The following is a 20,833-nucleotide window of genomic DNA, read 5'->3' as shown; positions in this document are numbered from 1 at the left end:
CAAAGTACGTTGAAGTACTCAAATTATCGGAATTAACGTTGACATATTGTCATTCAGTTTTCAATGTTCATTTTTACCGTTACAAGAATCAATTATACTTTAAATATTTTGTTGTGTCAACAATTATTTAAAAGTTTTTTTAATTCTTTGTTAATAAGTTGTTGTCTTTCATTCAACATTTATTATCTTATATTGTTATCAGAGAAGATTCAAGCGTTAATTTTACACTTTTAAAACCTGATTTACAAAGTAAAGTTAATTTAAATATTGTTTGCTCGAAACGACTTTTATATCTTATCAAGCAGAATGAAATACGTCAACAGAAAATAGAGATGTTTATTAATAAATATTACTATCATTTTGTAAACTGACGCGTTAAGAGAGAATTTTATATCTTTGCATAAGAAAAACGTGGTTTAAGGATGGATAATATGCCCCTAACTTTCACATAAAAGGTCTCACTTTATTAAAAAGAGGATTGACTTCTACTTACTCATGAACATTTTTGTATCTGAAAGTCTGCACTGCGAAAGTAATAATAGGATTATGGAAGCCATCAATAAAAAAGACGCATTTAATGAAAGGATAAGTCACGTACCCTATCATTAAATGCGTTTGAAAGTTTCTATGATTCTTTTTTCTTTTCTTCAGCTTCTTTACATGATTGACAAATTCCATATATTTCCATTCGATGGTGTGTTACATCGAAATGTGTGACATGCTGCGCAAGTTGTTCAACTTCATGCAATAGCGGATAATGAAAGTCAACGATTTTCCCACATTTTTCACATATCACATGATAGTGGTTTTGTGTATCGAAATCAAAACGACTAGATGCATCACCGTATGTGAGCTCTTTGACTATACCTGTTTTCTTAAAAACTTTAAGATTATTGTAGATTGTAGCTACACTAATATTTGGAAAATCAGGCGATAATGCTTGATAAATTTCATCAGCAGTTGGATGTGAATGTGCTTTAATTAGGAAATTCAATATTGCTTGACGTTGTGGTGTAATACGAACGCCTGCTTTTCGTAAAGACGCTATTGACTCTTGTAATTGATGTTCATGAGATTCCAATTCAGCAGCCATTAGTTTCACCCGTCTCTCTAGTTAATAATAATTCTTACTTAATAACAATATAAAGGTTAAAGACTGCTTATGTCAATGGATATGTTAATATCCTTTATTCACATCAACTACATTCTCATTAACTTCACCGTTATTGAGAAAATTTTCTAAATTATTTAAAAATATGTCTGTTGCTTGTTTTTTATTGTCATCACGATTTCCTGAAATATGCGCTGTAATATAAACATTATCAAGATCATATAGTTTAGATGTAGCTTCTAATGGTTCTTTGTCAAATACATCCAAATAAGCTTTTCTAATCTCATGTTCTTTTAAACTATCTACTAAAACCGCTTCTTTTGTAATTGTTCCCCTCCCAATATTGATGAATAAAGTATGTTGATTCATCGCTTGGAAGTCTTCACGTTTTAATAAATGATAGGTTTCCTCAGTCTCTGGTAATAAGTTGACTATAATATCAGCTGATGAATAAATCTCTTGGCGTCGAGCTAACGGGTATGTTCGATCAAAATAGTCAGCCTCATGGCCAGTCGTATTAAGTCCTATAGTCTCCATACCTAAAACTTTAGCAACTTGTGCCGCTCTCTGAGGTATTTTACCAGTACCTAAAAAAAGAATACGTTGTTCACTGACAGATGGTGTCACACGTTTATGATTGTAGATTCTTTCCTGTTGCTCACTATAAGCTTCTTTCAGTTCTTTATAGTCATCTAAAATATAAGCAAATAAAAATTCCGTCAATTGTTGTGCATGGACACCCCCTGCGTTCGTAAGTGTAATACCTCTTTCATTCAAAGTTTCAAACGGTAGCGTATTGACACCCGTTGCATACCATGCAATCCATTTTAAATTTGGTGCCTTTTCTATAAATGTTTGATTTACTTCTGCGTGGTAAGTAATTAATACATCCATTTCTTTTTGAATATCATGAGGTAATTCTGATGGGTGCTTATAAAAATGAAATATCACATCTGGGTAAGCTTCTTTTAGACGCAATTCTTGATCATCTAATCGCATTAAACTGACAACAATCATATATACATCACCCTTCTAATATAGCTTTTAATTGTTCCATCTGTTCCTTAACTTTAACTTTTTCAATTACATCTAAAACTTTACCGTCCTCGTCAATCACAAACGTCGTTCTAACAATTCCCATAGATTCTTTGCCAAAAGATTTCTTTAATTGATATACACCCACTGCTTCAGATAATTGATAGTCTTCATCTACAAGTAAGTCAAAATTCAAATCATGTTTTTGAACAAAATTTTGATGTTTTCGTTTGGAATCACCACTAATACCATAAACTTTGACATTCAAATCATTAAAATAGCTTAAATTATCTCTAAAGTCACATGCTTCTGTTGTACACGTCGGTGTGTTATCACGAGGATAAAAATAAAGCACTGCTTTTTGACCTTTTAATGTGTCATTTGTAATCCATTCCTCATTTTGTGTTTCTAATTTAAATTCTGGAAATTGGTCGCCTTTTTTTAACATCACAATCCCTCTTTCTAATAACGTTTAATTTTATGATACGATAAGAGGTGAAAATATTAAATTAAAAGAGGTTGGTTAAATATGAAATTTACATTAAGTGAAGCACTTCAGAAACAATCTGATGAATATATATTAGGCGGTGTGAACTCCCCTTCCCGTTCTTATAAAGCAGTGGGCGGTGGCGCACCTGTTGTCATGAAGTCTGGTAAAGGTGCATATCTCTACGATGTGGATGGTAACCAATATATTGATTATTTACAGGCATACGGCCCAATTATCACAGGACATGCACATCCTCATATTACGAAAGCAATTCAAGAACAAGCTGCGCTTGGCGTATTATATGGAACACCGACAGAATTAGAAATTGATTTTGCACGTAAATTACGTGACGCAATCCCTTCTTTAGAAAAAATACGTTTTGTCAATTCTGGTACAGAGGCCGTGATGACAACAATACGTGTCGCAAGAGCTTATACAAAACGAGATAAAATCATTAAATTTGCTGGTTGTTATCATGGACATTCAGATTTAGTCCTAGTGGCTGCAGGAAGTGGACCATCTCAACTCGGTTCTCCTGATTCAGCAGGTGTACCAAAAAGTGTCGCACAAGAAGTGATTACCGTACCTTTTAATAATGTTGATGCCTTTAAGGAAGCAATGGCACATTGGGGCGATCAAGTTGCAGGTGTACTTGTAGAACCGATTGTCGGCAATTTCGGTATGGTTGAGCCGCAACCAGGTTTTTTAGAAGAAGTGAATCGTATCACACATGAACATGGTGGTCTTGTTATCTATGACGAAGTGATTACTGCTTTTCGTTTCCATTATGGCGCTGCACAAGATTTATTAGGCGTTTATCCAGACTTAACGGCATTCGGTAAAATTATCGGTGGCGGTCTACCGATTGGTGGTTATGGTGGCCGTCAAGATATCATGGAACAAGTTGCACCATTAGGACCTGCTTATCAAGCGGGTACAATGGCAGGTAATCCATTATCAATGAAAGCAGGTATTGCATTATTAGAAGTGTTAGAACAAGACGGCGTATATGAAAAGCTTGATCAACTTGGTAAAAGACTGGAAGAAGGCTTACAAGCAGCAATTGATAAATATAATATAAAAGCTACAATTAATCGAATTCGAGGTGCGTTAACAGTCTACTTTACAGATGAAAAAGTAACGCATTATGACCAAGCAGATGCTTCTAATGGCGAACAGTTCGGTAAATTTTTCAAACTTATGCTCAATCAAGGCATCAATTTAGCACCTTCTAAATATGAGGCTTGGTTCTTAACAACAGAACACACAGAAGCTGATATCGATAAAACAATAGCTGCTGCTGATTATGCGTTCAGCCAATTGTAAACTTCTATATTGAAAAATGCGTTACAACAGTGTATAACATGATTAAACATATTCAATATTAATTGAAATATAACATAAAGGAGCGCGATGACTTGAAACTGGGAGCTCGAATATTAAAAACCGGTATCGCCATTATACTTGCGGTTTCAATTGCTTCATTGTTACCCGGATCAACAGGCATGGTGACTGTAGCAGGCATTGCAGCGGTTGTTGCGATGCAGCCTAGTGTCTATCGTACTTTCAAAACAATTGTTGACCAATTTCAAGGTAATGTGATTGGCGCATTACTCGCTGTAACGATGGTTACGATATTTGGTAACAATGTCATCATTATGGGTGCGACAGTGATTTTGCTCATTGCTTTGCTTTTTAGAATGAACATTGCACACGTTGCAACTTTAGCTACAGTCACTGCCCTAGTCATTATGGGGCAACACAATGGATCGTTTTATATATCCGCATTTTATCGTTTTTCACTTGTCATGATTGGTGTCATCAGTTCTTTTATCGTCAATTTAACATTTTTACCTCCGAAATTTGAGACAAAAATTTATTATAATTCATTAAACATTTCAACAGATATTTTCAAATGGTTTAATTTAGTCCTAAATGATGCAACGGAGTTTAATCATGTAAAGCAAGATTTGGAACATTTACGACAAAGAATCGTAAAACTAGAACAATTTTTAGAGTTTTATAAAGAGGAACGCGCTTTTACAAAAAAACAGGTCTTTGCTCAAACACGTAAGAAAATTTTATTTAAAGAGATTGTGTTATCGACACGTGATGCTTATGATGTTTTACGTCGCATGAATCGATATCAAAATGACCTTGTCCATCTCACTCATTCGTTGCTACTTCAAATTAAGTTAGAGATTGACGAGCTAACACAGTTTCATGAGCAAATATTAATTAGTATTACTAAAAAAGCAAAATTTGACGTCTCGCACGATCAGCAATTTGTACCCAATCCTCTCAAAAAAGATATTATGACAGCATTTCAAGAGGAAGTGATTCATAATCCGAATCCTTGTGGGTTCTCTTATGCGAATATTATGCATATCATCTCTTCATTAGAAGAATATCGTTATAATCTGGAACATTTAGATCGACTGCGTGTTAGTTATTTTAAATATCATGCGACAGATCCGGATATTGATATTATTGAAGAGGACTTTGACTTATAAAAAGACATTGCCTGTTTTATTATGAACGGCGTTAAAAAAGACGGCTAAGCACATCAACACTTTAATGTGAGATGAGATAGGCCGTCTTTTTATTTTTACTCCATCAAACTGTCATTGACCAGTTTGAGTTGATAACGTTTAATAGTATCCAATTGTCCATTTTGATGTTTAATCGTAACATGTCTCGGTCCGATTTCTGTAGGGCTTTCGACGCCAACTGCTGCAGCAATATTAAACAAGCCCTCATGCAAACTCGTAATATAATTAACAACACGATATTGTTTTTCATCTACCACTAAGGCGCGTTCTTTCTTTGCATCTGTTGTCGCTACACCTGCGGGACAAGTATTTTTATGACATTGTTTACTCATAATACATCCGACACTGATCATCATCGCTCTTGCAACATTAACTAGATCTGCCCCTAATGCTAAAGCAATAGCATTTTTATCTGGTGTTATTAATTTTCCAGAAGCAAATATTTTGATACGTTCTCTAATCCCATGCGTTTTAAGCAACCCGTCTATGATTGGTAAAGATGTAAATAAAGGTAATCCTACACCATCTTGCAATTCTTGAAAAGATGCGCCAGTACCCCCTTCACCTCCATCTATCGTAATAAAGTCAGGATAAATGTCTAAATGTTTCATCGTTTCAATGAGTGTTACAAATTCATTTGCATGACCTAATACCATTTTAAATCCTACAGGTTTTTGGCCTAACTGACGTAATTCTTCTAGCCATTCTAATAAATCTTTAGCATTTTGTATAAATTCAAAGCGGTTAGGTGAATCGATTGTTTCATATGGCTTAAGTCTTCTAATTTTAGCAATCTCTTCTGTTACTTTTTTACCTTCAATATGTCCTCCTCTTGTTTTAGCACCTTGAGCCAGTTTAATTTCAAAAGCTTTTACTTGATCTTTTTTGGCAATTTCAACAAATGCTTTTGAATCAAATTGACCTTGCTCATTTCTAACACCAAATAGTCCTGGCCCAATTTGAAAAATAATATCCGCTTCCCCTTTTAAATGATGTGGGGAAAGTCCGCCTTCACCTGTGTTCATCCATGTGTTCGCCATCCCTAGACCTTTTGAAAGAGCGGTTATGGCATTCTTCCCTAACGCACCATAGCTCATACCCGATTGACCGACAAGACGCTTTGCAAAATAGGGGTGCTCAATATTTTCACCAATTTTAACGTACTGTTCAGGTGAAAGTAAAAAAGGATCGACATTTTTTTCTACTGCTTTTTCTTTACGATTGACGAGACCCTCATTTTTTATTTGATATAAGAAAGTTGTAATTTGATGTGTATTATCAACTTTTAAAGCAGGCTTTTGTGTTGGAAACATCGCATTGTTAATAAAAAAGCCATGTTGATAATTTTTTTGTGTCCCAAAACTAGCACCTCTATTTTTATATTTCCCTGCTAAAACAATATCTTGATAATCTAGTCTAGAAAAAGGTTTATCTTCATTATCATTTAAAAAAAGATATTGCCTTAATTCAGGACCAATATGTTCAAGAAAGTATCGGACTCTCGCAAGAACTGGATAATTCCTGAGAACGCTATGTTGCTTTTGACCTTTATCAAAAATTAAAAATGCTACTGTAGCAATAATTAAAAACAGAAGTAACCCCACTAAAATGATATTGACGATCAATTGCAATATTGTTAGAAAAGACACTTGCCCATCCCCTTATATTTTTGATTGTATTATACCCTATATTGTATCGTCATATCATATTTGACTCCTTTTTAGTTTCAAATCAAAAGCAGGATTGTTCTGTCTTTCAAAGCAGAATAACCAAAATCTCACAAAAGAATATCTTTTGAAGTCTCATTACTAAAAAAGAGCAAACAAGAAATCTTATTCAACAAAGATTCCATTTGTTTGCTCTAATTTAATACCCTTTTTCGATTATTATAGATTTTGTATAGAATAAAGTCGTTCATATGCGCCTTGCTTGTCAATGAGTGTTTGATGTGAACCTTGTTCTACAATTTCACCATTTTCAATAACTACAATTTTATCGGCGTGTGTAATGGTTGACAGGCGGTGCGCCACAATGATTGTAGTTCTATCATGACTTAATGTATCAAGTGCTTCTTGTATGATTGCTTCACTTTCTAAGTCAAGTGCACTTGTTGCCTCATCAAGAATCAAGATAGGTGGATCATTTAAAAAGATACGTGCAATAGATAATCTTTGTTTCTGCCCACCTGATAATTTCACACCTCGTTCGCCTACTTCAGTATCATAGCCTTGCGGTAAGTCCATAATAAAGTCATGGGCATTCGCAAGCTTAGCAGCCTCAACCACTTCTTCAAAAGTTGCGTCAGGTCGTCCAAGCAAGATATTTTCTTTTACTGTATCAGAAAATAAAATATTGTCTTGTTGTACCATACCGATTTGTCGTCTCAAACTACCCATATCGAACGCTTTAATATCGTGACCATCAATGGATATACGTCCCTTTGTAACATCATAAAATCGAGGAATCAAATTGATTAAAGTTGACTTACCGCCTCCACTCATGCCTACAAAAGCGACTGTTTCACCATGTTTAATATCTAAATTCAAATGCTTTAACACATCTTTTTCATCAGGTTGATAGCGAAAAGAAACATTTTCTATTTCGATGTGACCTTCCTTAATCGCTATCGGTTTTGCATAGTCAGTATTTTTAATATCATATGGTTCATCAAATAGTTGAAAAACACGGTCCATTGATGCAAAACTTTGTGTCAATGTAGTAAAAGAAGAGACGAGTCTTCGTAAAGGGCCATAGAGTTGTTCTAAGTAACTCACAAAAGCAGCTAGTGTCCCTACTGTAACTGAACCTGTAATTGCTAAATAAGCACCGTAGCCGATTACAATTAATGGACCAATATCAGTTACTGTATTAATCGCTGAAAAAGAATAGGCGTTCCAACGTGTATGTTGAAATGCTTTATTTAGAAAATTTTTATTTCGATGATCAAAGTTTTTGGCTTCATTATCTTCAATAGCAAAACTTTTAATGACTGCCATACCATTTACACGTTCATGTAAAAAACCTTGTGCTTCAGCTAATTTTTGAGAACGCTGACGTGTAAGTGCTCTTAATCTTCCAAAGAAAAAATACACAGTCAGCACGTAAAATGGTAAGATGACAATCGCCGCAAACGTTAATTGAACGTCTAAAAAGAACATGACAGAAAGTGCGATTATAATAGTGATACAATCGAGCCAAATATTCATTAGGCCTGTCATAATAAAGTCTTTTGTCTGTTCTACGTCATTAATGACACGTGAAATGACTTCGCCCGCTTTATTATTCGCATAAAACTTAGCACTTAAAGCTTGAAGATGATCATACAATTTTTTACGTATATCGTATAAAATTTTGTTACTTGTCCACTGTGCCATATACTGTCTCAAAAACTCAATAGGTGGACGTACAATAATAAAAATAAATGCTGCAATTAACATTGCAACAAACAGTCTCATTAGCTTATCATCCACAGTTAGTGCAACATTGTTGATGACATCATCAATGACAAACTTGATGAGGAGTGGTATGAGTAAAGGAATACCAAATTTTAATATCCCTATAATAATTGTTCCAAATATTAGCCATTTATACGGCTTCACAAACTCTAAATAACGCTTAATCATGCGCTTGCCCCCCAAAATTATATACTTCCAATTAAGAATTTGTGCGCACATTTTTGATAATTCGTTTTCAAATAAGTCAGCTATTCTGCGTATTGCTTCAATTGAACAACCGTCATCATCATCTCACTGAACCTCATATATTGATTAAAATAGGTAATCGGTCAATATAATATGATTGTATTGATATAAAGTACAACGATTTGAACGGGAGTAAGACGGAACACCATTCGCTTCCAAATCTTACTCCCGTATTTAAAATCATTGTTTGAACGATATACACTATCCGATGTATCCAATGACACCGTCTTAAACAGGATATGTAAGAAGATGTTTTCATAGCATCTACTCCATTGCTTATCGAACCGTTTGCAAAATTAAACTTCAAAATCGACAAAATTCATGATATTTACACGCTTAATTTTAAATATTTTTATATTTTTGAAAACGTTGACGCCACACTTTAATAAAATCTGGGGCAAATGGTCCCTTTTTCTGTTCAATCCATTGTTGAAGAATATCTACATTACGTCTTAAAATCAAATCTATATCTTTCGGATAATTCATTTGATTCATATGTTGTTCATATTCATCCTCATCAAGTAAGTGATATTTACCATTCGGATAGACTTTAATATCTAAATCATAGTCGATATACTTAAGGGCTTCTTCATCGCAGACAAATGGAGATGATAAGTTGCAGTAATAGTAAATACCATCTTCTCTAAACATACATATGACATTAAACCAATATTCTGAATGAAAATAGACAATCGCAGGTTCACGCGTTATCCAAGTTCGGCCATCACTTTCGGTCACTAATGTATGATCATTTCCACCAATAACCACATCGGCTGTTCCCTTGAGAATAGTCGTTTCTGACCAGACACGATGAATTTTGCCATCATGTTTATAAGATTGTATTTTAATCGATTCCCCTTCTCGAGGTACACACGACTTGACCACTTGCCACACCTCCTTAATTGATATAACCTCGACTATTATATCACAATCAATCTGGTTACTTAATTATTCAGCTTGATGAAGCTTTTTAAAAATTTTACTCATTGGGACTGGAAAAGAATAGTGTTCTTTTTGTTCAGGCACCAACCAAAGTCTTTCTTCTGCCACCTTGCGCTCATCTTCTTGTGCAATTTCTGCCAAATGGACATGAAGCTTCCAAGTAAGGTGTGTAAATTGATGCTTTAATATCATGACGTCTTTTTCTTTAATTTTTAATGAAGCTGCGATAACAGCTTCGGATGATGTTTGACTATTTTGTTCAGCCATTGGAAATTGCCACATTCCTTTTAACAATGAAGATGTTCTTTGTTCAATTAAATAACGGCCTAGATGGTCTTGAATTACATAAACATCAAAGTTCAGTTCTTTTTTCTTTAGTTTTTTAGTTTTCACAGGACGCTCTAACACTGTCCCATTTGCGTATGCTTCGCAGTGGTCTTGAACTGGACAAAACATGCATAGAGGTGATTTCGGCGTACAAACAAGAGCACCTAATTCCATCATCGCTTGATTAAAATCGCCTGCTTCAGAAGCAACATATGGCAATAGTTCTTGCTCATATGCTTTTCGGGTCGATTGCAACGCTGTATCACGACTATCATCATTCAAGCGAGACCACACACGAAAAACGTTGCCATCAACTGTGGCTAAAGGTAAACCATAAGCTATACTCATCACTGCCGCTTGTGTATAGGGACCAACACCTTTTAAAGACAAAAATGTATCAGGATGCTGAGGTACGATGCCATTATACTGATCAACGACTTCTTTAGCAGCTGTATGAAAATTACGTGCACGACTATAATATCCCAAGCCTTCCCATAATTTTAATACGTCCTCTTCTTTTGCTGCGGCTAAATCTTCAATACGTGGAAATTGTCTGATAAAACGTTGATAATAATCTCTAACCGTATCGACTTGTGTTTGTTGTAACATGACTTCACTCACCCATATGTAATATGGATTTTTAGTTTCTCTCCAAGGCATTTGTCGTTGCTCGAGTGCAAACCATTCTAACAAATGCGGCTTAAAAGAAATTTCGTTTAACATTTCTATTCCCCTTTTAAATTTGAATAATTTACCTTCAACTCAGTTGTAGATTATAATAAGATTAAGATATTTTGAAAAGAGTGAGACAATATGGATACTGCTACTCATATTGCTATCGGTATAGGCCTAACAGCAGTAGCAACAACAGATACAGCATTAGGCGGAAATTTTGCTGCAACTGCTACTGTATTAATTGCTGGTTCGTTAATTCCTGATAGTGATACTGTACTAAAATTAAAAAATAACGCAACCTATATTTCGAATCATAGAGGGATTACCCATTCTATTCCATTTACAATATTTTGGCCTTTACTATTAACTTTATTAGTTTATGTGTTTTTTAAAGATTTAGATCCATTTCATATTTGGTTATGGGCACAACTCGCTGTATTTTTGCATGTATTTGTTGATATATTTAATTCATACGGTACACAAGCATTGCGGCCTATTACAAATAAATGGATACAACTTAGTGTTATTAACACGTTTGACCCTATTATTTTTACAATTTTGCTTATCGGCATTTTATTATGGGCATTAGGATTACATCCTTATGTTGTTTTCGGACCTGTATTAATCATCTTGATTCTTTATTACATTTTGCGCTTTCAAATGCGTTTTTGGTTAAAAAAACAAGCTTTAAATCAAGTAGAACATTTAGGCACTCCGATCAAAGTGTTTGTCGCACCGACCATTCGATTTAAAGAGTGGCGTATTGCAATTCAAACAGAAAAACATGATTATGTCGGACGTAGTTATGGTCGAAGTATCGTGTTTAGTGATAAAGTTGAGCGCCAACCTTATCCAAGTCCAGAAATTATGCAATATGCACAATATGATCATAATATAAGAGCATTTTTAAATTTTTCTTCGATTTACCGTTGGCATATTAAACATATTGATAATGACACAACTGAGCTTCGATTTATTGACTTACGATATTTAAAAAAAGGTCATTATCAATTTGTTGCTATCGCCCATCTCGATAAAGAAATGAAAGTTGTACATTCGTATACGGGTTGGGTATTTAGCGAAGAAAAGCTGATGAAAAAGTTATATGCACATTGAATCATACATGACAAAACCTAGTCCCCATTATACGGGACTAGGTTTTTTGATGAATTTCACTCAATCCATTGATTAAATTAAGATTTAAGTTGTTGATGTTCATTGGGTCTCAACTGTGTCACGTAATCCTTCAATGCGAAGCTAAAGACAATCATTAAGCCCATAAAACAAAAGAAGTAAATATGATATCCCAAATTATTAATTGCATCTTTACCTATAATCACTGACTGTTGCATTCCGTTCACTAAATAAAAGATAGGATTCAGCATCAATAACCGTGTTTGCCATCCGCCATCTGGAATATATAAAATAGGCGATAGACAAAATACGATTAAAGACACGATATAAAATACTTTATCTAATTTTGGATATAAAATATAAATCATTCCTAATAAACATGAGATCACCGTAATAAAAAACAAACTCATTACAATATAGAACAACACACCGATTACTGTTGTGTCTGTATTGAGAGGTTTTAACCAAGCCATCACAAGCGTTAATATGAGTAAGACTAAACTATAGAGCGCACTCGACAATAACACGTGAAAAAACGGTGTACTATTGTAATGACGGGTCACATAATAGTCTCTCGGAAAAAAGCGGTAATTAATAAAGATGGCAATCCAAATGACGCCGAAAGTCATTAAGCCTGTAAGTCTATAATCTATTGTCGCTAATTTGACATCAACAGTTCCTAACCACCTAAAAATCATCGTGATGATTAATGTCAGTAGGATACCTATAGCGAAAGTCAATAACGTCCATTTTCTATGCATTTTTAGGCGATATATACTATGTCGGTATATTCTAGGAATGTTTTTGTAAAAACGAATTAAATTCTCAACCATTTTTCCACCTACAATTCGATATAAAGCCATTTTGAATTTTTTAAATCTGCAATAAAATAGCCCTCATCCGTTTTCGTTATCCATACATCACTTTTAATATGGTATTTATCTTCTAATTTTGACTTGTCCACAATTGGATACGTAAAGCCCATTAAATGATTACGGTCGTCAAATAACATTGAAATCGGTTGTTCAATGACTGGCTCAACGAAGCGGTCTTTCTTTCCAGGTACAAGTGTATCATTCACTTTCTCATGAGATTTATGTAATTCCCCATTAAAGTAATCAACATAATTGATATAATTACTTTTCATATAAGGTTCTAAATCTTTGCGATTCACATCTTTGTATAAAGCAGCAGGATTAAAATATTCAAACTTTCCTTTATCAGCTTTATAAAAAGAACCGTTGACTTGTATTTTATATGTCGCTTTATTTTCACCTACGATAGTTGCTATCGCATAGTGCGGCATCGTAATCGTTTTGCGTCCATGCTCTAAAGACGTTAAAGTGACCGAACTTTCATTAACAATCCCATATGCAAGTTTTTCTTCATAAGGATCTTTTGCTTGTTTGGAAATTGTAGGTTGTGTTGTTATTTGTGTGCTGTCTATTTTACCTCCCCCACTAATTACGAGGAGACTTGCCGCACACATGCCAACCAAAAATAAGATAGACCATAACCAGATTCTTGAAAGAAAAGCAGGCGGCTTTGCGTGATGATAACGCTCAATTCTTTTAAAATTATAGGTGAGTTCCGGCATTCTACTGCGATTTCGCTTCCAATCTTCATCAAAATGCTTTTTCTCTTCATCAGTTTTAAGTGAATCCATGTCACGCTGATGTGCCCTAAATTTAGGATAAACTTGGCTAATGGCACCTTCTTTTCTTAATTGACCATGCGATATCCAAGCCAAATAGTTGCTCACAGCTTTCACTTTATCAACATCATTGTCGATTGTAATCCACGTCCACTCACGCTCAACATATTCTTGCATCATTAGTTTTGCTTTTTCAAAAAACGCTTCATTCAAATAACTTAAAATATGACTTAATATCACAATTTCAGCATCAGAAGAACGGGCCAAACTAAATAGCAATTGTGCATATTGTGCATCTGTAAGTTGACTTACTCGCTCTGTTTTCACCTCTTCTAGATGTGCATATTTAATAATTTGTGACACCTTGTGTGCAGCCGCATCATAAGGATAAAGTTGAACGACGTCATTGACATAATCTTCAACCGTTGTATCCTCAACTGATTTTTGATTCATATTTGCATAAAACATCGAAGCTTTTCTTACAATTCGACCTTTATCAGGTTGAACCGTGCCTGCTAATATTTCACCTACTAATGATTTGGAAGCATCCGTTTCACCGATGATACCTAACGCTTCACCTTCATAGACATATAGCGAAATATTATTCAGCTCAATATCTTCGGGCTGATAACTAAAAGGTTTAAGCACATTTTGTTTTTTTTGATTGCGATAATAATGTGTTACATTAATCATCTTCAAGACAATTGAACTACCCATGCGCGCTACCCCTTTTATAATTTTAATAATGAAATTGGCAATCCTTCTTCGGGGTCACTATGATTAATTCTAAACCCCCAAGCAAAGATTCCTTTCAAACGTTCAACTTTAAAAAAGTCTTCTGTACCATCTTTCAATTTATATATTTTACCTATTTCTATCTTATCCGTATCGATAAGGTAGCTTTCAGCAATAACGACTTTATTGGCATAGACATCATATTCATTCATGATACCGTTCATTTCTGCTTTTCGCATTTTCTCTTTACTCGTTTGGATCACATGTAAAATCTCTTGCCTATCCATTTCACTTAAACGTTTATCACTCATTTTCGATACCACTTTCTGATAATTTTTGTCTAATCTCATCGTATTGATAGCCTTTTCTCAACAACCCTTCTACAGTTTTCATATAGAGAGGTTGCCCACTGTATTTCTTCTGATTTTTATTATAGACTTTCTCTAAATCACGTTGCAATAATTTGTCTATCATTTCTGAATCCTGTTCTATTTCGAGTTGATCCATTACTTTATAAATCGTCTCTAAACGATATCCTTTTTGTTGAAGTGATTGTTGAATCTTCAACTTCACCTTGGAGACAGGCCCTTTTTTCTGTTTCATAATTTTTTCACCTAATGCCACAATAGCATCTATGGGCTGCTCTTCTTCATATAATTGAACGCCTTCATCAATTAAATCCGCTTCTATGCCAGCTTCTATTAACTTCTGTCGAAAAATTTCAGGCCCTTTATCCGTCGTACGAAGTAATGTATTTTTTAAGCTTATCATATAGTCACGATGATCTATTAATTGAAGATGCTCACAATAATCTATAGCACGAGCGATGACCGTCTCTGGAAAGTCTTGCTTTAAGAGATGTAATTTAATCTCCTTACGCGTACGTTTACGATAAGATAAGTATCGCATTGCTTGATTGATCGCTTGTCTATCATACTCTTCTTGATTGATCGCATCAATTTGATTTTTATCAACGATGTCACCCTTTTTTAAATTAAAGGCTACAAGCGTATCCATTGAAATGCCCATTGTAAAAACTTGATCTATATAAATATTAAATCTCTCTTTATTGTTTTTTTGAACTTCTATTTTAGTTATTTTATTCATTTTATCACCCCAAATCATCACAAAAGGGAGTGGAACAGAAATCGATTAGATTTCATTGTCCCACCCCTGTCTGGTTGACTCACATTAAGAATGCTTAATATAAGCTAGACTTAACTCAGCCATATACTATCAATGGATCAATTTTAAAAACTTCTATGCACTCTTTTATTATGCCATATATTTGTGTTAAGCACCAAGTTGTTGCAACGCCTCAGTGTATTCTTGTCCACTAATATAATTTTGTTGCTTCATTTTTTCTAACGTCATTTTAGTTCGATTAATAAAAGCAGGTGACATATCATTAACATCATATACTGAAGGTGCATTCACTTTGCTTGCAAGGATAGCACTTTGTAGTACAGTGATTTGAGGTAAATTCGTATTTTGTTGATTCGTTGTTGTTCCGAAATAATAACGTGCTGCAGATTCAATCGTATAATGATTGTCTCCATAAAAAATATTATTCATATAATAACTTAAAATTTGCTCTTTACTATATGTTCTTTCAATGCGTCTCGCAACAAACATTTCTTTTAATTTTCTTGTCACCGTCTGTTGATTATCATAATAAAAGTTTTTAGCGAGCTGTTGGGTAATCGTACTTCCCCCTTGCAAACGATTTTTATCTTTTATCGACGCAAAAATGGCTCGAATGCTCCCTTTATAATCGACACCCGAGTGATGGTAAAACCGTTTATCTTCAACTGCAATAAAGGCGCCCCTCGTATATTTAGGCATTTGCGTTGCACTCACATAACTATCTTTTTGCTCTATACTTTTTAAATCAGATACATCCGCTTGCTGTGAGAGCATATACATCAAACCAATAAACAATGCAGCAATAAAAATTAAGACAAAAATCAATGTACGAAAAATGCGTCTTGGCTTCTGTTTTTTAGGTGGTTGACCCACAGGCTGGTAATACGTATTGTAATGTGGCGCATTGTCATGGGGTTGTGCGGTAGACTTCCCCATTCGGTCTTTTCTTCTCATCCATGATGACCTACTTTCTCATTTCAATTCACTAATTACTGTGAGTTTATCAAGTCCAATAGAATTTATCTATATTTTTAACCAAAAATCAGTCTGTAGGATGAGGATAAGCACGTATTTTGAATATTGATGCATAAAATGAAAAAATGGGTATATGAGTCTTATAGGTTACTATATTGGAAAGGGAGTCGTAATAAATGGGAAAAGTAAAAGCGAATATGGCACTTATAAAAGCATTAAAAGCTTGGGATATTGATCATGTATATGGTATTCCTGGAGATTCTATTGATGCAGTTGTGGATGGACTTAAAAGTGCTGAAGATTCAATCAGATTTATTCATGTTCGTCATGAAGAAGTTGCGAGTCTTTCAGCTGCGGCTTATACAAAACTTACAGGTAAAATTGGGGTTGCATTAGGAATAGGTGGTCCTGGTGCAGTACATTTATTAAACGGCATGTATGATGCCAAACTCGACAATGTACCGCAATTAATCCTTTCAGGACAAGCCGACAGTGATAAACTCGGTACAAAAACATTCCAAGAAATTAACTTGCCAAATTTATTTGAAGATGTTGCTGTCTATAATTACCAATTAAAAGACAGTGATGCTGACAACGTCTTCCAAATTGTGGATGAAGCCATTCGTACAGCCTATGAAAAGAGAGGGGTTGCGGTACTTACACTTCCTAACAACATTTTGAACACTAAAATCGATGATAACTTCCCTTCAGAAGTTAAACCCTATCAAAAAGAAAGACAGCAACCCGCTATACATGAAATCCAAAAAGCAGCACGTTTATTTAACGACAGTAAACGTCCAGTTATCCTTGTTGGTAAAGGAACTGAAAATGCGAAAGCAGAAGTACGTCAATTCATAGAAAAAGGTAAAATCCCTACAATTGTCACATTACCGTCTAAAACGATTGTCGGCGATCAACACCCTTATAATTTAGGAAATATCGGTAAAATTGGTACAAAACCATCGTATCAAGCGATGCAAAACGCAGACTTGCTTATTTTAGCGGGGACGAATTATCCGTATGTAGACTATTTACCTAAGAAAGATATTCCAGCTATTCAAATTGATGAAAACCCTGAAGCTATCGGACACCGTTTTAATGTTGATGCCCCTATTGTAGGTGATAGTCAACTGGCACTCCAAGCCCTGATTGAAGCGATTGACCCAGTTTCTGACCGTCCATTTTTATCTGAAATGTTAGAGCATAAAGAAACTTGGGAAGGCTGGATGAATGAAGACAAGAAAAATACAGCTAAACCTATTCGTCCAGAGCGCTTAATGGATGCAATAAATAAAGTAATCACTGACGATACGGTCATTGCAGCTGACGTAGGAACATCTACTGTGTGGTCAACACGTTACCTGAATCTTGGCGTTAATAACCATTTTGTTATTTCAAGTTGGCTCGGTACGATGGGCTGTGCACTTCCAACTGCAATCGCCTCACGCATTGCTTATCCAGGACGCCAAGTGATTGGCATTACGGGTGACGGTGCTTTTGAAATGGTAATGCAAGACTTTGCTACCGCTGTTCAATACCGCTTGCCGATGGTACTATTTGTGCTCAACAATACGGAATTATCATTCATTAAATACGAACAGCAAGAAGCTGGAGAATTAGAGTATGGCATAGACTTTAGTGATATGGACTTTGCTAAATTTGCAGAAATTTGTGGTGGTGTTGGTTATACGCTTGACAACCCTGACGACATTGATGCTATTGTACAAACAGCTGTACAACAACATAGACCGACTATCGTTAATGTTTATGTCGATAAAAACGCTGCGCCACTCCCTGGTAAAATCTTGCCAGAGCAAGCGCTAAATTATGCAAAATGGGCATATCGCAGTTTAACTGAAGAGCGTAAATTTATTTTTAACGAAATACCTTCATTGTCTACAGCTGTTAAACGTTTTCTTTAATTAATTGTTGATACAAGTACTAATACTTCCAAGCATAAGCGAGCTATATTGAAGGCGCATATTAAGGAAAGGTATACAGGTTTTTGCTAGAGAATTTGTATGCTAGTTATCATTCGGAGCGAGTTGGAAATCCTTTCGATTTCTACCTTGCTCCTTTTTTATTGTCCACTTCTTCATTTAAAAAATGTAATTCTAATTAAAACAAAAAAACTACCGTCAAAATAAGTTTTGACGGTAGCCTTCTGAAATTGAGTCTTGAATTATTTTAATGCATTAACAATTTCTCTGTTAAAGTCATCTAAGTCATCAGGAACTCTACTTGTCACTAAGTTTTTGTCCACGACAACTGACTCATCCACCACTTTAGCGCCTGCATTTGATAAATCTTTACGTACATTAAGCACTGCAGTCAATGTACGACCTTTTAATTCATCTGTATCAATTAAAATTTGTGGGCCATGACAAATGGCAAATGTTGGTACGTCTTCTTTTAAGAAATATTTTGCGAAAGTCCCATATCGTTGTTCTTCATCTCCACGTAATAAGTCTGGAGAGAAACCACCTGGCAATAGTATCGCATCATAATTTTCAGGTTTTGCATCAGCAATACTTACATCAACAGTTGCTTTTGCACCATGTTTACCAACAACTTCCGAATTGGCAGCATTTCCGATTACTTCTATTTCATGTCCAGCTTCTTCTAAAGCTTCTTTTGGACTTGTAAATTCAATATCTTCAAATTGGTCTGCTAATAATACTGCTACTTTTTTTGCCATGATTCAATCACCTTTCTTTATTGTATCTAGTGTATTAGATACCCGAATTGAATATGACTAAACATCACAAAATAAACTATTTACGTAACTGACTCACTTTTACCTCCAGTTGATCTAGTAAATGGATCCACTCATCGATATCTTCAACACTCACCTTATCAGGTTTGGTATGTTCTAATTCTTCTAAAAATTGAGATAATCTTTCTTTTATTTGATTCATCGTTTGTGGCTCTTTCATACTTTGCGATTCTCCTTTATAATTGCATTGTCATAGCTATATTAACATGAAATTGATATTCCTCAATAGCCAATATCAAACAATCATGTATTTTAAGATGAGGAGTTTTGATTATGATAAGCACCAAAAAGGATCCTATTACTATTAAGAATGATCCGTGGGAACCCTATTCAGATATCAATCAATACGGGCAACCTGTACTCAGTAATGTTGAATTTACAACAACGAACTTGTGCAATATGCGTTGTAGCCATTGCGCCGTGGGTTACACGTTACAGACGAGAGACCCTGACCCGCTTCCAATGTCGCTCATTATGCAACGACTAGATGAAATTCCAACTTTGCGCACGATTTCTATTACTGGCGGAGAACCTATGTTTTCTAAAAAGTCTATTCGTGAAGTTGTTAAACCATTATTAAAATATGCCGAACAACGGGGTATCTATGTACAATTGAATTCTAATTTAACCCTACCTTTAGATCGATATTTAGATATTGCTGAATATATCGATGTTTTACACATTTCACATAACTGGGGCACAATTGATACATTTACTGAAGTTGGATTTGGCGCAATGGATAAACAGCCCCCATTAAAGGCGAAATTAAAACTCTATGAACAGATGATTTCAAACGCTCAAAATTTAAGTCGTCAAGGGATGTTTGTGTCAGCAGAAACAATGTTAAATAAAAGCACTTTGCCTTATTTAGAATCGATTCATCATGAAGTAGTTCACGATATGAAATGTCAACGTCACGAAGTGCATCCCATGTACCCTGCTGATTTTGCGAGTCAATTAGAAGTACTTGATCTTAATACGATGAAATCTGCTATCTCACATCTATTAGATGTGCGCGATAAAGACACTTGGATGTTGTTCGGAACATTACCTATTTTTCCTTGTTTACAAGATGAAGCTGATGCACAATTAAGAGAAAAATTGAAACAAGCCCCAAATGTATCGACTCGTAATGATCCGGATGGCAGAAGCCGTTTAAATGTAAATGTATTTACTGGTAACGTTATTGTTACAGATTTTGGCGATGAAACCGGTACAATTTCAAACATTAAACAAGACCGTTTAACAGATGTATTTCAGCGTTGGATGGCGACGCCACTATCAAAAGCGATTAATTGCCATTGTCCTCAATTTGAATGCTTAGGTCCTAACATTCTAGTTAAAAATATGTATTACTCAAACGTTGATTTTAAAAAACAAGAACAACGGATGCACCATATTTTTTCTTAATTCATTGAAAATATCCATATACTAAAAAGGCAAAGATGTGTTTACAAAAGTAGAATGGTCACTTCTGTAAATCATCTCTGCCTTTCTTTTTAACTAAACTCTAAACGTATGGTTTACTATTACGTCAAATTTGTATTTAAACCATCCTCAAGTAGCGTATCATCGTGAGT

19 protein-coding genes are annotated in these 20,833 nt (G+C 34.9%); 5 read left to right on the top strand and 14 right to left on the bottom strand.

The window, feature by feature from the left end:
* Positions 1 to 625: 625 nt before the first annotated feature.
* The 3 genes from perR to bcp all read right to left on the bottom strand — a co-directional run bounded on the left by perR (position 626) and on the right by bcp (position 2,594).
* Positions 626 to 1,093 (bottom strand): peroxide-responsive transcriptional repressor PerR, encoded by a 468-nt coding sequence (perR, locus tag KM149_RS04640; RefSeq protein WP_016425479.1) that lies wholly within the window; start codon positions 1,091 to 1,093, stop codon positions 626 to 628.
* Between the two features lie 84 nt (positions 1,094 to 1,177).
* Positions 1,178 to 2,128 carry an NAD(P)-dependent oxidoreductase gene (locus KM149_RS04635; RefSeq protein ID WP_214971698.1) on the bottom strand — a complete coding sequence of 317 codons (951 nt, stop codon included), beginning with the start codon at positions 2,126 to 2,128 and terminating at the stop codon, positions 1,178 to 1,180.
* A gap of 7 nt (positions 2,129 to 2,135) precedes the next feature.
* Complete coding sequence (gene bcp / locus KM149_RS04630; protein ID WP_050330570.1) at positions 2,136 to 2,594, bottom strand: thioredoxin-dependent thiol peroxidase; 459 nt, start codon at positions 2,592 to 2,594, stop codon at positions 2,136 to 2,138.
* Positions 2,595 to 2,675: 81 nt separating this feature from the next.
* On the opposite strand from bcp, the gene KM149_RS04625 reads away from it, so the two are divergent.
* Complete coding sequence (locus tag KM149_RS04625; RefSeq protein ID WP_165546126.1) at positions 2,676 to 3,962, top strand: glutamate-1-semialdehyde 2,1-aminomutase; 1,287 nt, start codon at positions 2,676 to 2,678, stop codon at positions 3,960 to 3,962.
* A 92-nt stretch (positions 3,963 to 4,054) separates the two neighbouring features.
* The gene (locus KM149_RS04620; RefSeq protein WP_165546127.1) at positions 4,055 to 5,149 is read left to right on the top strand and encodes an FUSC family protein; all 1,095 of its coding nucleotides are present in this window, start codon (positions 4,055 to 4,057) and stop codon (positions 5,147 to 5,149) included.
* Positions 5,150 to 5,244: 95 nt separating this feature from the next.
* On the opposite strand, the gene KM149_RS04615 is transcribed toward KM149_RS04620, so the two are convergent.
* From KM149_RS04615 to mutY, 4 genes are all read right to left on the bottom strand, one after another.
* On the bottom strand, positions 5,245 to 6,837 hold the full coding sequence (locus KM149_RS04615; protein WP_241415555.1) for an FMN-binding glutamate synthase family protein: 1,593 nt from the start codon (positions 6,835 to 6,837) through the stop codon (positions 5,245 to 5,247).
* A 237-nt stretch (positions 6,838 to 7,074) separates the two neighbouring features.
* Positions 7,075 to 8,811 carry an ABC transporter ATP-binding protein gene (locus KM149_RS04610; protein ID WP_182281166.1) on the bottom strand — a complete coding sequence of 579 codons (1,737 nt, stop codon included), beginning with the start codon at positions 8,809 to 8,811 and terminating at the stop codon, positions 7,075 to 7,077.
* A gap of 420 nt (positions 8,812 to 9,231) precedes the next feature.
* Positions 9,232 to 9,774, bottom strand: a complete 543-nt coding sequence (gene ntdP, locus KM149_RS04605) for a nucleoside tri-diphosphate phosphatase (RefSeq protein WP_126496349.1) — start codon at positions 9,772 to 9,774, stop codon at positions 9,232 to 9,234.
* A 63-nt stretch (positions 9,775 to 9,837) separates the two neighbouring features.
* Positions 9,838 to 10,881 carry an A/G-specific adenine glycosylase gene (gene mutY, locus KM149_RS04600; protein WP_214971701.1) on the bottom strand — a complete coding sequence of 348 codons (1,044 nt, stop codon included), beginning with the start codon at positions 10,879 to 10,881 and terminating at the stop codon, positions 9,838 to 9,840.
* 90 nt (positions 10,882 to 10,971) lie between these two features.
* On the opposite strand from mutY, the gene KM149_RS04595 reads away from it, so the two are divergent.
* Complete coding sequence (locus KM149_RS04595; RefSeq protein ID WP_060829685.1) at positions 10,972 to 11,949, top strand: metal-dependent hydrolase; 978 nt, start codon at positions 10,972 to 10,974, stop codon at positions 11,947 to 11,949.
* 77 nt (positions 11,950 to 12,026) lie between these two features.
* Here KM149_RS04595 and KM149_RS04590 read toward each other — a convergent pair whose 3' ends face one another.
* The 5 genes from KM149_RS04590 to sgtB all read right to left on the bottom strand — a co-directional run bounded on the left by KM149_RS04590 (position 12,027) and on the right by sgtB (position 16,456).
* A complete protein-coding gene (locus KM149_RS04590) occupies positions 12,027 to 12,800 on the bottom strand; it encodes a teichoic acid translocation permease (protein WP_050331946.1) in 774 nt (257 codons plus the stop codon).
* Between the two features lie 8 nt (positions 12,801 to 12,808).
* Complete coding sequence (locus KM149_RS04585; protein ID WP_214971704.1) at positions 12,809 to 14,338, bottom strand: ATP-binding cassette domain-containing protein; 1,530 nt, start codon at positions 14,336 to 14,338, stop codon at positions 12,809 to 12,811.
* A 14-nt stretch (positions 14,339 to 14,352) separates the two neighbouring features.
* Positions 14,353 to 14,667, bottom strand: coding sequence for a YfhH family protein (locus KM149_RS04580; RefSeq protein WP_037559167.1), 315 nt, complete (start codon positions 14,665 to 14,667; stop codon positions 14,353 to 14,355).
* Complete coding sequence (recX, locus tag KM149_RS04575; protein ID WP_214971708.1) at positions 14,660 to 15,463, bottom strand: recombination regulator RecX; 804 nt, start codon at positions 15,461 to 15,463, stop codon at positions 14,660 to 14,662. The genes KM149_RS04580 and recX overlap by 8 nt, the downstream gene beginning before the upstream one ends.
* Before the next feature lie 186 nt (positions 15,464 to 15,649).
* Positions 15,650 to 16,456 carry a monofunctional peptidoglycan glycosyltransferase SgtB gene (sgtB, locus tag KM149_RS04570; protein ID WP_050330561.1) on the bottom strand — a complete coding sequence of 269 codons (807 nt, stop codon included), beginning with the start codon at positions 16,454 to 16,456 and terminating at the stop codon, positions 15,650 to 15,652.
* 197 nt (positions 16,457 to 16,653) lie between these two features.
* Between sgtB and KM149_RS04565 the strand changes: the two genes are divergently transcribed.
* Positions 16,654 to 18,399, top strand: a complete 1,746-nt coding sequence (locus tag KM149_RS04565) for a pyruvate oxidase (protein WP_216342122.1) — start codon at positions 16,654 to 16,656, stop codon at positions 18,397 to 18,399.
* Positions 18,400 to 18,659: 260 nt separating this feature from the next.
* On the opposite strand, the gene KM149_RS04560 is transcribed toward KM149_RS04565, so the two are convergent.
* Positions 18,660 to 19,175 (bottom strand): type 1 glutamine amidotransferase domain-containing protein, encoded by a 516-nt coding sequence (locus KM149_RS04560; protein ID WP_060829681.1) that lies wholly within the window; start codon positions 19,173 to 19,175, stop codon positions 18,660 to 18,662.
* Between the two features lie 76 nt (positions 19,176 to 19,251).
* Complete coding sequence (locus KM149_RS04555; protein ID WP_164905411.1) at positions 19,252 to 19,413, bottom strand: SE1561 family protein; 162 nt, start codon at positions 19,411 to 19,413, stop codon at positions 19,252 to 19,254.
* A 113-nt stretch (positions 19,414 to 19,526) separates the two neighbouring features.
* On the opposite strand from KM149_RS04555, the gene yfkAB reads away from it, so the two are divergent.
* A complete protein-coding gene (yfkAB, locus tag KM149_RS04550) occupies positions 19,527 to 20,663 on the top strand; it encodes a radical SAM/CxCxxxxC motif protein YfkAB (RefSeq protein ID WP_165546136.1) in 1,137 nt (378 codons plus the stop codon).
* Positions 20,664 to 20,833 lie beyond the last annotated feature (170 nt).

Origin of the sequence: Staphylococcus coagulans (assembly GCF_022557135.1) — a bacterium.
Classification (GTDB): domain Bacteria; phylum Bacillota; class Bacilli; order Staphylococcales; family Staphylococcaceae; genus Staphylococcus; species Staphylococcus coagulans.
This window is presented reverse-complemented; position numbering and strand designations above follow the sequence as displayed.

Bases quoted from the DNA above. Each gene is read 5' to 3' on its own strand.
- perR (WP_016425479.1), bottom strand. From the start codon at position 1,093: ATGGCTGCTGAATTGGAATCTCATGAACATCAATTACAAGAGTCAATA.
- KM149_RS04635 (WP_214971698.1), bottom strand. From the start codon at position 2,128: ATGATTGTTGTCAGTTTAATGCGATTAGATGATCAAGAATTGCGTCTA.
- bcp (WP_050330570.1), bottom strand. From the start codon at position 2,594: ATGTTAAAAAAAGGCGACCAATTTCCAGAATTTAAATTAGAAACACAA.
- KM149_RS04625 (WP_165546126.1), top strand. From the start codon at position 2,676: ATGAAATTTACATTAAGTGAAGCACTTCAGAAACAATCTGATGAATAT.
- KM149_RS04610 (WP_182281166.1), bottom strand. From the start codon at position 8,811: ATGATTAAGCGTTATTTAGAGTTTGTGAAGCCGTATAAATGGCTAATA.
- mutY (WP_214971701.1), bottom strand. From the start codon at position 10,881: ATGTTAAACGAAATTTCTTTTAAGCCGCATTTGTTAGAATGGTTTGCA.
- KM149_RS04595 (WP_060829685.1), top strand. From the start codon at position 10,972: ATGGATACTGCTACTCATATTGCTATCGGTATAGGCCTAACAGCAGTA.
- KM149_RS04590 (WP_050331946.1), bottom strand. From the start codon at position 12,800: ATGGTTGAGAATTTAATTCGTTTTTACAAAAACATTCCTAGAATATAC.
- KM149_RS04585 (WP_214971704.1), bottom strand. From the start codon at position 14,338: ATGGGTAGTTCAATTGTCTTGAAGATGATTAATGTAACACATTATTAT.
- KM149_RS04580 (WP_037559167.1), bottom strand. From the start codon at position 14,667: ATGAGTGATAAACGTTTAAGTGAAATGGATAGGCAAGAGATTTTACAT.
- recX (WP_214971708.1), bottom strand. From the start codon at position 15,463: ATGAATAAAATAACTAAAATAGAAGTTCAAAAAAACAATAAAGAGAGA.
- sgtB (WP_050330561.1), bottom strand. From the start codon at position 16,456: ATGAGAAGAAAAGACCGAATGGGGAAGTCTACCGCACAACCCCATGAC.
- KM149_RS04565 (WP_216342122.1), top strand. From the start codon at position 16,654: ATGGGAAAAGTAAAAGCGAATATGGCACTTATAAAAGCATTAAAAGCT.
- KM149_RS04560 (WP_060829681.1), bottom strand. From the start codon at position 19,175: ATGGCAAAAAAAGTAGCAGTATTATTAGCAGACCAATTTGAAGATATT.
- KM149_RS04555 (WP_164905411.1), bottom strand. From the start codon at position 19,413: ATGAAAGAGCCACAAACGATGAATCAAATAAAAGAAAGATTATCTCAA.
- yfkAB (WP_165546136.1), top strand. From the start codon at position 19,527: ATGATAAGCACCAAAAAGGATCCTATTACTATTAAGAATGATCCGTGG.